This is a genomic window from Gordonia sp. UBA7599, from assembly GCA_002477755.1.
Lineage (GTDB): Bacteria > Actinomycetota > Actinomycetes > Mycobacteriales > Mycobacteriaceae > Gordonia.
Window position 1 is genome coordinate 1 of the sequence record DLKD01000001.1, and the last position, 13865, is coordinate 13865.

At 66.2% G+C, this 13865-nt stretch carries 14 protein-coding genes and 2 pseudogenes; 4 read left to right on the forward strand and 12 right to left on the reverse strand.

What is annotated here, in order from left to right; genetic code table 11:
• A partial coding sequence (locus tag B4L26_RS00005; protein ID WP_290714349.1) for a hypothetical protein occupies positions 1-297 on the forward strand: 297 nt, incomplete at its 5' end.
• A 54-nt stretch (positions 298-351) separates the two neighbouring features.
• Here B4L26_RS00005 and B4L26_RS00010 read toward each other — a convergent pair.
• The 4 genes and pseudogenes from B4L26_RS00010 to B4L26_RS00025 all read right to left on the reverse strand — a co-directional run bounded on the left by B4L26_RS00010 (position 352) and on the right by B4L26_RS00025 (position 4068).
• Positions 352-1734, reverse strand: coding sequence for a sialate O-acetylesterase (locus tag B4L26_RS00010; RefSeq protein WP_290714350.1), 1383 nt, complete (start codon positions 1732-1734; stop codon positions 352-354).
• Between the two features lie 100 nt (positions 1735-1834).
• A pseudogene (locus tag B4L26_RS00015) lies at positions 1835-2122 on the reverse strand (DivIVA domain-containing protein); the annotation flags it as partial.
• Positions 2123-2251: 129 nt separating this feature from the next.
• Positions 2252-2740, reverse strand: a complete 489-nt coding sequence (coaD, locus tag B4L26_RS00020) for a pantetheine-phosphate adenylyltransferase (RefSeq protein ID WP_290714352.1) — start codon at positions 2738-2740, stop codon at positions 2252-2254.
• A complete protein-coding gene (locus B4L26_RS00025) occupies positions 2737-4068 on the reverse strand; it encodes a glycoside hydrolase family 125 protein (RefSeq protein WP_290714353.1) in 1332 nt (443 codons plus the stop codon). The genes coaD and B4L26_RS00025 overlap by 4 nt, the downstream gene beginning before the upstream one ends.
• A 36-nt stretch (positions 4069-4104) precedes the next feature.
• Here B4L26_RS00025 and B4L26_RS00030 point away from each other — a divergent pair, with 36 nt between their 5' ends.
• On the forward strand, positions 4105-5610 hold the full coding sequence (locus B4L26_RS00030) for an adenylate/guanylate cyclase domain-containing protein (RefSeq protein WP_290714355.1): 1506 nt from the start codon (positions 4105-4107) through the stop codon (positions 5608-5610).
• 78 nt (positions 5611-5688) lie between these two features.
• The gene (locus B4L26_RS00035; protein ID WP_290714356.1) at positions 5689-6855 is read left to right on the forward strand and encodes an adenylate/guanylate cyclase domain-containing protein; all 1167 of its coding nucleotides are present in this window, start codon (positions 5689-5691) and stop codon (positions 6853-6855) included.
• A gap of 90 nt (positions 6856-6945) precedes the next feature.
• Here B4L26_RS00035 and B4L26_RS00040 read toward each other — a convergent pair whose 3' ends face one another.
• From B4L26_RS00040 to B4L26_RS00050, 3 genes are all read right to left on the reverse strand, one after another.
• Positions 6946-8316 carry a major capsid protein gene (locus B4L26_RS00040; protein ID WP_290714357.1) on the reverse strand — a complete coding sequence of 457 codons (1371 nt, stop codon included), beginning with the start codon at positions 8314-8316 and terminating at the stop codon, positions 6946-6948.
• A 233-nt stretch (positions 8317-8549) separates the two neighbouring features.
• On the reverse strand, positions 8550-9032 hold the full coding sequence (locus B4L26_RS00045) for a hypothetical protein (RefSeq protein WP_290714359.1): 483 nt from the start codon (positions 9030-9032) through the stop codon (positions 8550-8552).
• Positions 9033-9232: 200 nt separating this feature from the next.
• Positions 9233-9595 carry a hypothetical protein gene (locus B4L26_RS00050; RefSeq protein ID WP_290714361.1) on the reverse strand — a complete coding sequence of 121 codons (363 nt, stop codon included), beginning with the start codon at positions 9593-9595 and terminating at the stop codon, positions 9233-9235.
• 57 nt (positions 9596-9652) lie between these two features.
• Between B4L26_RS00050 and B4L26_RS00055 the strand changes: the two are divergent.
• Positions 9653-9964 (forward strand): annotated as a pseudogene (locus tag B4L26_RS00055) (adenylate/guanylate cyclase domain-containing protein); the annotation flags it as partial.
• Here the strand turns inward: B4L26_RS00055 and rsmD are convergent.
• The 5 genes from rsmD to rplU form a co-directional block, all read right to left on the reverse strand.
• Positions 9961-10533: a 16S rRNA (guanine(966)-N(2))-methyltransferase RsmD gene (rsmD, locus tag B4L26_RS00060; RefSeq protein ID WP_290714363.1), complete on the reverse strand. Its 573-nt coding sequence runs from the start codon at positions 10531-10533 to the stop codon at positions 9961-9963. The pseudogene B4L26_RS00055 and the gene rsmD sit on opposite strands and share 4 nt — an antisense overlap.
• A 1-nt stretch (position 10534) precedes the next feature.
• Positions 10535-11662, reverse strand: a complete 1128-nt coding sequence (gene proB / locus B4L26_RS00065; RefSeq protein ID WP_290714364.1) for a glutamate 5-kinase — start codon at positions 11660-11662, stop codon at positions 10535-10537.
• Complete coding sequence (gene obgE, locus B4L26_RS00070; protein ID WP_290714365.1) at positions 11659-13188, reverse strand: GTPase ObgE; 1530 nt, start codon at positions 13186-13188, stop codon at positions 11659-11661. The genes proB and obgE overlap by 4 nt, the downstream gene beginning before the upstream one ends.
• A gap of 96 nt (positions 13189-13284) precedes the next feature.
• Positions 13285-13548, reverse strand: coding sequence for a 50S ribosomal protein L27 (gene rpmA / locus B4L26_RS00075; RefSeq protein ID WP_290714366.1), 264 nt, complete (start codon positions 13546-13548; stop codon positions 13285-13287).
• An 11-nt stretch (positions 13549-13559) separates the two neighbouring features.
• A partial coding sequence (gene rplU / locus B4L26_RS00080) for a 50S ribosomal protein L21 (protein WP_290714367.1) occupies positions 13560-13865 on the reverse strand: 306 nt, incomplete at its 5' end.

Genomic DNA, 13865 nt, shown 5'->3' on the forward strand with positions numbered 1-13865 from the left:
CAGTTGTGGATCGACGGGGTTCAGCAGCCGAACGGCACGTATGGTGCCGGGACTGCCGGCATCGATCCCGCCAGCACCGGGACCATCACCGTCACCGGATTTGCCCCAGCGACGATCACCGCCGTGCAATCCGGCAGCTCTCTCAACCTCTCGTGGGGTGGCGTTTACAAGTTACAATCCAGCACCAACAGCGTCCTCGGACCGTATCATGACCACGTCGGAGGCGAGTTGAACGCGGCTGTCATTCCCATGAATCCAGAAGTTGGAGCCGTGTACTATCGTTTGGCGACTTACTAAAGATTCGACGCTAGCCCAAGACCAGACACCGCTGAATGGGGGATACTCCCCCGTTCAGCGGTCGGTACGGAAGAGGTTCACCGGCAATCCCTCGGCCGTGAACAAGTTGGGGATCGCGTCGCAGGCGAATGCGAACCGAACGGCCGTCGGACTCGGCACCTCCGGACTCGACACGACCACCGACTTACCGTCAATCACAGCCCGAGCCTCGACGAAGCGGCCATCGGCCCCGGCCACCTTAAAGTGCGTGGGCGGCCCACCACGCGAAACCAGCGCGGTGGGAACCGAATCGAACTCCACGCGGATGGAAGATCCCTCCACCCGATGTGAGCGATAGGTGGGACTCCGGTATTCAGGTCCCGACCTGCCATAGGTTTCAGCCAAGGCGTAACGGGCCAGTCGATCGGCCACCTCGCGTTTCATCTGGGGATGGATGTCCTTCACGTTGTCCACCAAGTCGCTGGTCACCACCATCCCCGTCTTCGGGTGCGCGGCCGCTTGCGTCTGCGCTTCGCGCAGGAAAGCCGCCCGGGTCGGATCATCGTAGGTGTACGGCGCGATCTGCGCGAAGTAGAAAGGGAGCTCCGCCTTCCAAGCTGTTCGCCAGCCATCGATCATCCGGGTGAAGAGCTTGCGATAGGTGCCGTGAGTGGAGACATTACTCTCGCCCTGATACCAGATCACCCCCGCAATCCGAAACGGTGTGATGGGGTGAATCATCGCGTTGAAGGCCACCCCTGGCTCATGCGGCCACCAAGCAAACGGCTTGAGCTTCGCCGCCGCGGCCCGCAGGTCCGGGTCTTCCTCAACGATTTCCCGCGGCGTCCACACTTCGGCTGGAGTACCGCCCCAGTTACTATTGATCAGTCCCACAGGCACTCCGAGCTCGGCATGGAGACGCTTGCCGAAGAAATATCCCACGGCGCTGAAATGCATCATCTCCTCCGGCGAACACACGACCCAACGGGCAGACAGCTGATCTTGCGGCGTCGCCGAGGTAGCCTTGGGAATGTAGAACAACCGGATCATGGCATTCGTGGCCTGTGGAGCCTCCGCCGTGGATTGGGTCAGCTTCTGATCGCCCGACCATTCCATGTTGCTCTGACCGCTGCAGACCCAGACTTCACCCACCAGCACGTCTTCCAGCACGATCTCGTTGCCCGCAGAGATACGAATCGTGTGCGGACCGGCGGCCTGCGACGTTTGAATCTCGGTCGACCAGCGTCCTCCGTTGGATGCGGTGGTCTTCCAGGTGTTGGTGGACCAACTGACCGACACCGTCACAGCCTCGGACGGTGCGGCCCATCCCCACAGAACGGCCTTGGGTCCCCGCTGCAGCACCATGTGGGAACCGATGATGGCCGGCAATCGAACGGCGGCCGTAAGCGAGGTGGCCAGCGAGACCAGGGCGACCAGGGAAAGAAGCAGTCGTTTCATAAGCTTGCGGAAGTGAAGATGGACGAGTTCTAGATTGAGGGTTGGACGGCTAAGCCCGTTGCGAATACGGCAGCTTCCAAGGCTTCCGATACTTAACGCCGACGAGGCGGTCGGCCTCGGCGCGCGCAGCGGCGACCATGGCGTCGGCGTCGGCCTTGGCGGCGGCGATGGTGGCGTCGGCATTCTCTCGCGCGTGCCCGACGACGGCATCACGCTGGTCGAGGACGTCCTGTGCGTCGTCCAGTTCGGTGGGAATGGCGCCCTTGATGTCGTCGAGCAGGTCAAGCACATCGCCTCGGGGGACCATGCAGCCCGCGGTCATGGGGACGGCGCGAGCCTCTTCGACGATCGCGACCAGCTCATCGAGCGCTTCGAATACGCGGTACACAGCAACACCCCTATCTGGCGAGAAGGCCACCTCCGTGGCAGCTGTGACCATTGTGCAGGATGTTACTAATGTGATTTGGGATGCGTTTTCAGTTCGGCGTGTCGTGTCCCCCGCCCCACCGAACAGCACCTACACGCTGCGCTCACCGCCCACCTTTGCCATGACTGCGCGATAGACCAGCGGGGGCAGGAACGGCTCGACGTCGCCACCGAGCTTGGCGACTTCTTTGACCAGCGAGCTCGACACGTGGGCGTAGCGCGGATCGGTCCACATGAACAACGTCTCGACGTCGGCGAGCTCCCGGTTCATCTGGGCCATCGGCACCTCGTACTCGAAGTCGGTGCTCGACCGCAGGCCCTTGATCATCGTCGTCACGCCCTCGTTGCGCATGTAGTCGACGAGCAGGCCGCGCCACCGGTCGACGCGGACGTTGGGCAGATCGGCACACGTGGCCGCGATCAGGTCCAACCGCTCGTCGACCGAGAACATCCCCTGCTTGTTCGGATTGACGACGACGGTCACGATGACCTCCTCGAACCGGGCCGCGGCGCGTTCGACGATGAAGCGGTGGCCGAGCGTGAACGGATCGAACGAACCCGGGCACAGTGCGATGCTCATGCGCACGAAACTACCAGCGCAAGCTCGCAGAACATCGAATCCGCCCAGCTGAACCAGTCCCGCGTGAAACGGGAGTCGTCGTCGACATGGAAGCTCTCATGCACGTACTCGCGACCGGCGGTCGTCGCAGCGATCGTCTGCAACAGCTGCAGCGATTCTGCCGGGTCGAGCGAGGTCAATCCCTGCACCGCCAGCGCGATCGGCCACACGTAGTCGACTGGCGTGTGTGGACTGCCCGGCCCGGCCGCCAACCTGCCGCGATAGAAGTACGGGTTGTCGCGCGACAGTACGAATTCCCGCGTGCGCAGATACCGCGGATCTTCGACGTCGATGCCGGCCACCAGCGGTAGCGAGAGCAGGCTGGGCATGTTGGCGTCGTCGGCCATCAGCACCGACCCGAGTCCGTCGACCTCGTAGGCCCAGATCTCGCCGTGGCGCGGGTGCCCGACGACCCCGTGCGCGTCCACACCGGCCCGCAACTCGGCCGCCAGCGCCGCCGCCTCCGGCGCCAGGGCGGGCTCGGACTGCGCCAACCGCGGCGCGATCTGCGAGAGGGTGTGGGCTGCCATCAGATTCGCCGGGACGAGGTAGCCGTAGGTGCAGGCATCGTCGGAGGGCCGGAAACCCGACCACGCCATTCCGGTGACCGCCACCGGCGAACCCCATCCGTCGCGGGGCAGCGTGTCTTGGACAATCGTGTCCGGGCGGACGAACCGGTACGACGAGGAGTTCTCGTGATCGAGTTCAGCGGTCAGCGTCTCGACCGCCCTGGCGGCCGCAGCGAGGAAAGAATCGTCGAAATGCGCGTCCTCCCCCGTCGCACCGGCCAACTGCTCGGCCAGTTGGAACGGGAAGCACAGCGAATCGATCTCGAACTTGCGCTCCCACAGCCACGGGTCGTCGCCGAGGTCGCGCGGCTCGTGGCAATTCCCGTTGGGCGCGGCGTTGAACGCGTTGGCGTAGGGGTCGTGGGCTAGGTAGGCGAATTGCCGGCGCACGACGGCGCCGATGACCTCAGCGAGGGCCGGCAGTTCGCCGACCCCCTCGGCGGCCAACAGCCGCACGTAGGGCCGCATCTGCGTCGCGGCGTCGCGCAGCCACATCGCCGGGATGTCGCCCGTGATGACGAAGACTGAACCGTCGGGTAGCCGGTGCAAGGTCCGGGCCAGCGTGCGGTGCATCGCGGCGGCGAACAGTTCTGCGCACTGATCCCCGGCCACATCGGCGACGCGGCGCGTCCAGCGGCTCAGCACCGCCGGCGGCAGCAGCTCGTCCGGGTCCGGGCGCGCCCCCACCGGAGTGTCGTCGACAATCACACCGACGATCATGCCGAACCGGGTACTCGGTGGGGCTAACCTTCGCGGATGGAACATGTATGGCAATGGCTGTGGGATCGACTGAGTCCACACGGCCTCTACATATGGGCTGGAATCGCGCTCGCCGGTGGCCAGTTGGTGCTGATCTGTCTACCGTTCGGATTTGCGATCGCCTTGCGCGAAGACGCCGACCGCTACGGGACCGTCACGTCACTTGCAATCGCGGCAGCCGTCGTCTTCACCGGGATCGTCGCAGCTCTGTGCAAGCCGCTGGTGCGCCCCGCGGAGCGCTGGGCCACCGGCCACGACGTGGACCCGTACGTCGCTCTGCAGGGTACCTACGAGTACGTCCGCCGCATTGACGGTATCGCGCTGTACCTGCAGGCTATGACCGGGTTGGCGTACGTGGCAGTGGTCGGCGCAGTCTGCGGCGCCTCGGCCGGCAATATCGCCGCGTATGCCGCGATCGGTCTCACGAGCTTTGCGGCAGTCTATGTCCTGGGCGGTCATTCACTGGTGGAAGCGGGCATGCGACCCGCACGGGTGGCACTGACCGGTGACACCACCCTGGGGGACGCACTACCCCGCGCCACACCAACCTTTGCCCAACGGTCAAACCGGTCGCTACTGGCCGCGGCCTACACCTTCACCATGGCAGGTGGACTAGTTACCTCAGCGTTCGACAAATCTCTCGTTCTTCCAGTAATCGCGCTATTGGTCGCGGTGTTCTATCTGGTCGTCTTTGCCGTTCCGATTACCGTCGGATCGGCGTTCGCCCCTTCCATGCGCCCGATCCGCGACCTGACCGAAGGGGCCAATCGGGTAGCCGCGGGAGACTACAGTCAGCGCCTTCCCGTACTCAACGACGACGACCTCGGAGTCCTCTCGGCCACCTTCAATCGCATGCAACAAGGACTGGCCGAGCGTCGACGGTTGCACACCGCCTTCGGCACCTACGTCGACCCGGCACTGGCCGCCCGCCTCCTCGAACAAGGCGACGACATCTTTCGCGGTGAACACCGACACGTGACCACACTGTTCATCGACATCCGCGACTTCACCGCCTACGCCGACTCCCACACCGCCGAGGAAGCGGTGAGTCGCCTCAATGAACTGTTCGCCATCGTCGTCCCCGCCGTCGTCGAAGCCGGCGGACACGTCAACAAATACCTCGGCGATGGCGCCCTGGCCGTCTTCGGCGCACCCGGAGAACTGGACCGCCACGCCGACGCCGCCGTCACAGCAGCCATACGCATCCGAAACCTGGTCGCCGACACCTTCGCCGACGAGGTCCACATCGGCATCGGCCTCAACACCGGCGAAGTCATCGTCGGAACCATCGGCGGCGGCGGAAAACTCGAATACACCCTCATTGGCGATGCCGTGAACGTCGCAGCACGCGTGGAGCAACTCACCAAAACCACCGGCGACACCATCCTGCTAACCGGATCCTGCGCACAGACACTGGCCAACCCGGTGCCACTCGTGGACCGCGGACGCCACGAAGTCAAAGGCAAACCCGAACCAGTGCAGGTCTACGCACTGGCCGACTAGTCGCCCTGCGCGGACCCACGATCATGCCGCCCAGACGATCATTCCGCCTAGCTGCGTCTCGGGGCCTAACCTGCGTGGATGGAACATGTTTGGCAATGGCTCTGGGATCGACTGAGTCCTCGCGGCCTCTACGTGGCGGTTGCGATGGCACTCGGCGGTGGACAATTGACACTGATCTACCTGTCGTTGGGACTTGTGATCGTCGCGCGTGAAGACGCCCACCGCTATGGGACGGTCACGCTCATCACGATCGCGGTGTCCACCCTCTTCACCGGGATCGGCGCAGCCCTACTCAAGTCGCTGCTGCGCCCCGCGGAGCTCTGGGCCACCGGCCACGACGTGGACCCCTACGTCGCTTTGCAAGGAACGTACAAATACGTCCATCGCATTGACGGCGCCGGGCTGTACCTGGAGAGTGTGGCCGGGATGGTCTACGCGGCAGTGGCCGGTGCAATCTGCGGTGCTTCGAAAGCCGATATCGCCGTGTACGCCGTGATCGGGCTGACGAGTTCGATAGCAGTCCACATCCTGGGCACTCGATCGCTGACTGAAGCGGCCGTACGACCCATGCGGACAGCACTGGCCGGCGACACCGCCTTGGGCGACGAACTGCCCCGCGCCACTCCCAGCTTTGCCCAACGGTCAAACCGGGCCCTGTTGGCTGCAACGTTCTACTTCGCCTTGGCAGGTGCCTTCGTCGCCTCAGCAATCGACGAGTCTCTCGTTCTCCCGGTGATCCCATTGCTGATCGCGGTGTTCTACCTGGTGTTCTTCGGCCTTCCGATTACCGTCGGAACGGCATTCGGTCCTTCCATGCGACCTATCCGCGACCTGACCGAAGGCGCCGCCCGTGTCGCGGCCGGTGACTACAGCCAGCGACTTCCCGTCCTCAACGACGACGACCTCGGAGTCCTGTCGGCCACCTTCAACCGCATGCAACAAGGCCTCGCCGAGCGTCGACGGTTGCACACCGCATTCGGCACCTACGTCGATCCAGCACTGGCCGCCCGGCTGCTCGAACAAGGCGACGACATCTTTAGCGGCGAGCATCGCGTGGTGACCACCCTGTTCATCGACATCCGCGACTTCACCGCCTACGCCGACTCCCACACCGCCGAGGAAGCGGTGAGTCGCCTCAACGAACTCTTCGCAATCGTCGTCCCCGCCGTCGTCGAAGCCGGCGGACACGTCAACAAGTACCTGGGCGATGGCGCTCGCCGGGCTCCGCATGCGCCCACTCGGTGAACGCCGCCTCATACACTTGCGCGTTCTTACGGTTGGCGTGCGCGTCCTCCATGAGTTCGGTGAGGTCGTGATCTGACATGTGCGCCAGGTTCAACGCCTTACCGGGCTTGCCGGCCGGTCCGCCGCGCACGATGATGATGGGGCCCGATACTTGTATCGGTAATCGGTGATGAGGAGTTCCAGGCCGTTGAGCAGCGAACCGGTCGCCGACGGCCCCAGCTTGGCGGTCAGGTCGACCTCCGTGCCCGCGAGGGTCACCATGCGGGCGATCGACGACGCGTTGATCTTGTGGGCGTGCGCCGTCAACGCACCCTCCACATACTGCCGCGTCAACTCCGGGTAGGCGGAGTTCTGCAGGATGCCCGCCTCAATACCGGTGTAGACGACGTCCGCACGAATCTCAGTGAAGCTGGTGCAGGGCACCCTGAACAGCGTCTTGTTGACGTACGGGTCGGCCATCTCCTGCGCTTCGGTGCGGATCAGTCCGACGTTGCCCGCCCAGATGGTGGCGAAGTCCGCGCCCTCGGTGGTGCGGATACCGCCACGCTTGACCGCAATGTCGGGCAGGTCGATCAGCCCGGCATTCGGATCGGCCAGCAGCGGCGCCAGGTCGTACAGCGTTTCCGACGGGGCACACCAGCCGCCGGCGGCGACCAGGCCACTCGTGCCGTTGGTGCCGCGCAGCCGCGACGGATCGGCCGCATAGTCGATGACCTCCTGGTCATTGGCGCCCGATGCGACCAACTCCTTCGGATAGGGCAACTTGATCTGTGCGTACCCTGCCCGCACGAACACGCCGTCTTGCCCGTCGGGCATCGCTTCGATCTTGGCGGTAGCGGCAGCCACGAGGTCATCCATGCCGGACAGTTCCTGGCCGCCGGCGAACCCGCGAACATCGGCAGCAGCGGTGATAATGAGACCACCGTTATCCGGGGCCGGGGGCGCCGGGGGCGCCGTCTTGATCTTCGACAGGTCGTAGCGGCGTGGAGTTGCGGCAGCTGCGACGGGCTCCGGTGCCGCCTCGGCGACAACCTCCGCGGTCTCCGCGACAACCTCGGTGCCGCCCTCCTCGGCTACGGTCTCGACGACCTCCGCGGTCTCGGCGGGCTCCTCGGTGGCGGTAGGCTCCTCGGTTTCGGCGGTCTCCGCGTCACCGGACACCTTCGCCGCGAGTGCGTCACGCACCGCCTTAGCCTCCTCGGTGCGTTCGTCGATCGACGTCTGTGCACCGCGCGCGGCCGCACACACCTCCGCGAGCAATTCCAAACCCAGCATTGAATCGTCGTCGTGATCGTCCTGGGCGTTGAGGGCACCGAACTTTTCGACAGCCTCGTTCAGCAGCGCCTCCACGTCACTGCGTGCGGGCTGGCCGTCGAGGATGGCGGCGGTGATGGTGTCGGCGCGCTTGCTAGCCTCCACGGCTCCGGCGGCGTCGAGAATGGTCTGCAGATCGAGGGCCATGACTGGTCTCCTGTGGGCTCGGGTTAACGGTCGTACACGTTGCCCGGCCCACACGCCAGCAGCACAACCCAAACCATACACCTACAGGCCAGAGGTGTTAGCGGACGACTTGCGCGTAATGCCCGCCATACTTGGCGGCATCGGTACGCGCCTCCACCTCCGACAGAAACCGTTTCACTGTGCCGTCAGGGCGGTGCGACTCATGCACCACCACCCGCGAACTACCGCCACAGTTACAGCCCATCCGGCTCGGCGTCCTCGTCGTCGTCGTAGTCGTCTGGAATGTCGGCGACTTCGACACCATCGGCCCGCAAACGCGCAATCGACGCATCCATGTCGATAGGGCGGCCGCGACGCTCATCGGCTGCGCGCTTATATGCGCGCTCCCACAGCCGCGACAGCAAAGCGACCGGACCGCCGGCGTACGGGTTGCGGTCACCAGTACGGGTCTCCCCGTAGGCGCGGCCCTCCGCCATCGCCTGCTCACACTGCGCGCGCGTCGGACGTTCTTTCTTCCGTGTAGCGGACCCGGCGGGCCGCTCCTCCGGCTCCTCCTCCGGCTCCTCCTCCGGCTCCTCCTCCGGCTCCTCCTCCGGCCAGTCGCCGACGTCGACACCGTCGTCGAACTCGTCGAGAAGCGGCAGCACCGCGTCGAACTCCACGCGTCCGTCTCGATGGACGTAGGCGAGCCAGCCGTCGTCGTCGTTGTCGCGCATATCCGGGTTAGGGTGCAGAGCTGGGATGATCCAGCCGTCGGCGGTTTCCCTCCCGTAAGACTGAACCACCCAGTCAGCGCTGATAGGCTGCTCGGCGATTTGACCTCTCGCTACCTCAACCGCGCGTTCAAACGTGTCGATGCGCGCTGCTCCGTCCGGGTCTAATGGCATGGTGCCCAGTTTATCCGGCCGTCACTTTTTCAAGACTGCTTCACCAAGTCCAGCACGTCCTCAGTCGGCACAAGTTTGTCCACCCGCAGCCAATAGAACGACCCGGCCTTGGCCCTGTCCAGGTAGTCGGCGACGTCGAGCTTTCCGGGCTGCGGGTCGATGAACCTAAGCATCGGCTCACCAGTCTTAGGATCAGGGGTAACCTCCCACGCGTAGACGTGTGCCGACCCGCCCTTCCAGGCGACCCGCATCCAACCGCGCGCGCCTATCGGCATCGCTCCCAAGTCTTTGAGTACGCCGGTTTTCCCGCGCGCCTTCGTGAACTCCGCCGGCGTCCCGTCCTTATTCCGCCATATGCTCCCGTAATGCCCCCTGCCTAACAGCTGCGCCATAGCGGCCGAATCCGCCGCGGAAAACTGCGGGTCGCCAGGCTTCTTGTGATTCGGCGCGCAGCCATCCGTATTCGTAACCTGGTCGACGACACCTTCGGTGATGCGGTCCACATCGGCATCGGCCTCAACACCGGCGAAGTCATCGTCGGAACCATCGGCGGCGGCGGAAAACTCGAATACACCCTCATCGGCGATGCCGTCAACGTCGCCGCACGCGTCGAACAACTCACCAAAACCACCGGCGACACCATCCTGCTAACCGGATCCTGCGCACAAGCGCTAACCGATCCGGTGGCACTGCTCGATCGCGGACGCCACGAAGTCAAAGGCAAACCCGAACCCGTCCAGGTATACGCACTCGCCGACTAGTCGCCCTGCGCGGTGTCCAACTGGGCTTGCTCAGCCCACTCGACGCGGGTGTCGCCGTAGACCTTCGCCAGGATCGGCGCCAACGTGTCGGGCCATCGGGTCCGCGCCGCACGTTTGGCCCGCTCCAGCACCAGGTAGCCATCGCCCAGCAGTTCGGCGGCCAGGCGTAGCACCTCGTCGAGATCGTCGTCGGGTAGGCCGTAGGGCGGGTCGCAGAAGATCATGTCGAAGACCTCGCCACCGGAGTTGCGCAGGTAGGTCGTCGCGTCGGCGCGCACCACCGCGCACTGCGCGCCCGCCCCGCAGGCGTCGATGTTGGCCTTGAGCCCGTGGACCGCGGCACGATCGTCGTCGACGAACACCGCCCGCGAGGCCCCCCGCGACAGTGCCTCCAATCCGAGCGCACCGGTACCCGCGTAGAGGTCGAGCACGGTCATCCCGGAGAGGTCCACGCGCGCGTCGATCGCGGCGAACAGCGCCTCGCGCACCCGGTCCGACGTCGGACGGGTGGCATCGGAGGCCACGATGAGACGCCGACCACCGAATTCTCCCGCGATGATCCGGGTCATGTCACAACAGTGCCAGGTCGTCGGCGTGCACCAGCGGACCGCGCAGATCGGCCGGCAGTGCGTCGGTCCGACGGCCCATCATCACCACCACGTCCTCGGCCCCGTAGCCGGCAACCCCGCGGGCACACAGCGCGCCGCGCTGGTCGACGAGTTCGACGACGTCCCCGGCGGAGAAGCCGCCCGAGACGTCGACCACGCCCGCCGACAGCAGCGAGCGGCGGCGGCGGACCGCGTCCACCGCACCGTCGTCGAGGACGAGGCGGCCGTGGGTCTCCGCGGCGTGGCGGACCCAGAACCGTCGCGATGACATCCGATCCGCCCGCGCGGCGAAGGCCGTGCCGACCGACGCGTCCCGCAGCGCGGTCTCGGCATCGGCGGCAGCCGCGAGCAGCACCGGGATGCCCCCGTCGGCAGCCAGTCGGGCCGCGGCTAGCTTCGACGCCATTCCCCCGGTGCCCAGTGCGCCACCAGACCCGGCGATGACGCCGTCGAGGTCGGCGGGTCCGTCGACCTCGGGGATAAACCGCACCGGGTGCTCGTCGGTGGCCTTGCGCGGATCACCGTCGTAAAGGCCGTCGACGTCGGACAGCAGGACCAGCGCCTCGGCACCCGCGAGGTGGGCGACGAGCGCGGCCAGGCGGTCGTTATCGCCGAAGCGGATCTCGTTGGTGGCGACGGCATCGTTCTCGTTGACCACCGCCACGGCGCCCAGCGACCGCAACCGATCCAGGGCCCGCTGCGCATTCGCGTGGTGCGAGCGCCGGGAGATGTCGTGCGCGGTGAGCAGCACCTGGCCGACCACGCGACCGTAGCGCCCGAAAGAGGTTCCCCACGCATGGGTCAGCGCCAACTGTCCGACAATGGCCGCGGCCTGCTTGGTCGCGAGGTCGGAGGGTCGGCGGCGCAAACCCAGCGGCGCGAGTCCGGCACCGATCGCACCCGAGGACACGACGATCACGTCGCTGCCCGAAGCCATCCGCTGTTCCAGTGCGTCGGCGAGGCGGTCGAGGCGCTCGACGTCGAGACCGTCGTTCAGATCGGTGATCGCCGCGGAACCGATCTTGACGACGACACTGCGCGCGCCGGCGATCGCGGCGCGCGTCGAGGACGACTGGGCCGCGGCACTCATGCGTCGGCGTCCCAGTCCTCGTCTGGGTTGCCGGTCGCGGTGGCGTGGTCCCACTCCTCGTGGTGCTCGCGGCGCAGTTTGCGCGCGGCCTTGCGCTCCGTGGCGCCGATCCGGTCGGACCGGTCGAGGCGCACGTCGGTGCCGCGCCCGGTGATCGGCACGTCGTCGCCGCTGGGCGTCGTCGGCTCCCAGTCGAAGGTGACGTCGCCCAGCGTGACCGGCGCACCCGGTTCTGCACCGAGCCGCACGAGCTCCTCTTCGACGCCGAGCCGGTTCAGCCGGTCGGCGAGATAGCCGACGGCCTCGTCGTTGTCGAACTGGGTCTGCCTGATCCACCGCTCGGGCCGCTCGCCGCTGACGATGAAGCCACCGGGCACCTGCGGATCGGGCACGACGGTGAACTCGGCGGCATCGACGGCCTTGGGCCGGATAACCGCACGACGTGCCTCCTGCTTCGGGTTCGCCTCCCGGTACTCGCGGACCAGCTTCGCCAATGCGAAGGCGAGTTCGCGCAGACCCTCGCGGCTCACCGCCGAAACCCGGTACACCGGCCACCCGAACTTCTCGAGGTCGGGCTGCACGATGTCGGCCAGTTCGGCTGCTTCGGGGATGTCGATCTTGTTGAGGACGATGATCCGCGGACGCCCGGCGAGGTCGCCGAGGCCGAGATCGTCGTCGAGTGCCGGTTGATAGGCCGAGAGTTCAGCCTCGAGGGCCTCGATGTCGGACACCGGGTCACGGTCGGACTCCAGCGTCGCACAGTCGACGACGTGGGCCAGCACCGCGCAGCGCTCGATGTGGCGCAGGAAGTCCAGCCCGAGGCCGCGGCCCTCCGACGCGCCTGGAATGAGCCCGGGCACGTCGGCGATGGTGAACGTGTCGATCGCCCCCGACCGCTCGCCCGCCCGGCCCGGCACGGTCTGCACGACACCGAGGTTGGGCGCCAGCGTGGTGAACGGGTAGTCGGCGATCTTCGGCTTGGCCGCGGACAGGACCGACACCAGCGACGACTTGCCCGCCGACGGGAAGCCGACCAGCCCGACGTCGGCGACGGACTTCAACTCCAGGACGAGCTCGCGCTCCTGGCCGGACTCGCCGAGCAGGGCAAAACCGGGGGCCTTGCGGGCCTTGGAGGCCAGCGCTGCATTCCCCAGTCCCCCACGACCGCCCTGCGCGGCGATGAACGTGGTGCCGGCGCCGACCATGTCGGCGAGGATCTCGCCGTCGGCGTCGAGGATGACGGTGCCGTCGGGGATGGCCAATTCCAGGTCGTCGCCGTTGGCGCCGCTACGGTTGTCACCCATCCCCGGCTTGCCGTTGCCCCCGCTTGCGTGCGGCCGGAAGTGGAAGTCGAGCAGCGTGTGGACCTGTGGGTCGACGACGAGGCGCACGTCCCCACCGCGGCCGCCGTTACCGCCGTCGGGTCCGCCGAGCGGTTTGAACTTCTCCCGGTGCACCGAGGAGCAACCGTGTCCGCCGTTGCCGGCGGTCACGTGGATCGTCACCCGGTCGACAAATCGTGACACCGGTGCCTCCTACTCGAACGGATACTGGGAAAAACAAACAGGGCGGTCGAGGATCGGTGATCCCCGCCCGCCCTGTGAAGAGCTTTTGCGCCCGGATCAGACCGCAGCGGTGTCCGGGACGATGTTGACGGTCTTGCGGCCGCGCTTGCTGCCGAACTCGACCGCCCCGGCCTCGAGGGCGAACAGGGTGTCGTCGCCACCGCGACCGACGTTCACGCCGGGGTGGATGTGGGTGCCGCGCTGGCGGACCAGGATCTCGCCGGCGTTGACCTTCTGGCCGCCGAACCGCTTGACGCCGAGTCGCTGGGCATTGGAGTCGCGACCGTTGCGCGAGCTCGATGCGCCCTTCTTATGTGCCATGTCTGCTGCTCCTACTTGATTCCGGTGACCTTGAGCACCGTCAGCTGCTGACGGTGACCCTGGCGCTTGTGGTAGCCGGTCTTGTTCTTGAACTTGTGGATCCGGATCTTCGGGCCCTTGACGTGCTCGACGACCTCGGCCTTGACCGACACCTTGGCCAGCTTGTCGGCCTCGGTGGTCAGCTCGGCGCCGTCGACGACCAGCGCGACGGGGAGCTGCACGGTGCTGCCGGGCTCGCCGTCGAGCTTCTCGACCTTCACCACGTCGCCTTCGGCGACCTTGTACTGCTTACCGCCGGTCTTGACGATCGCGTACGT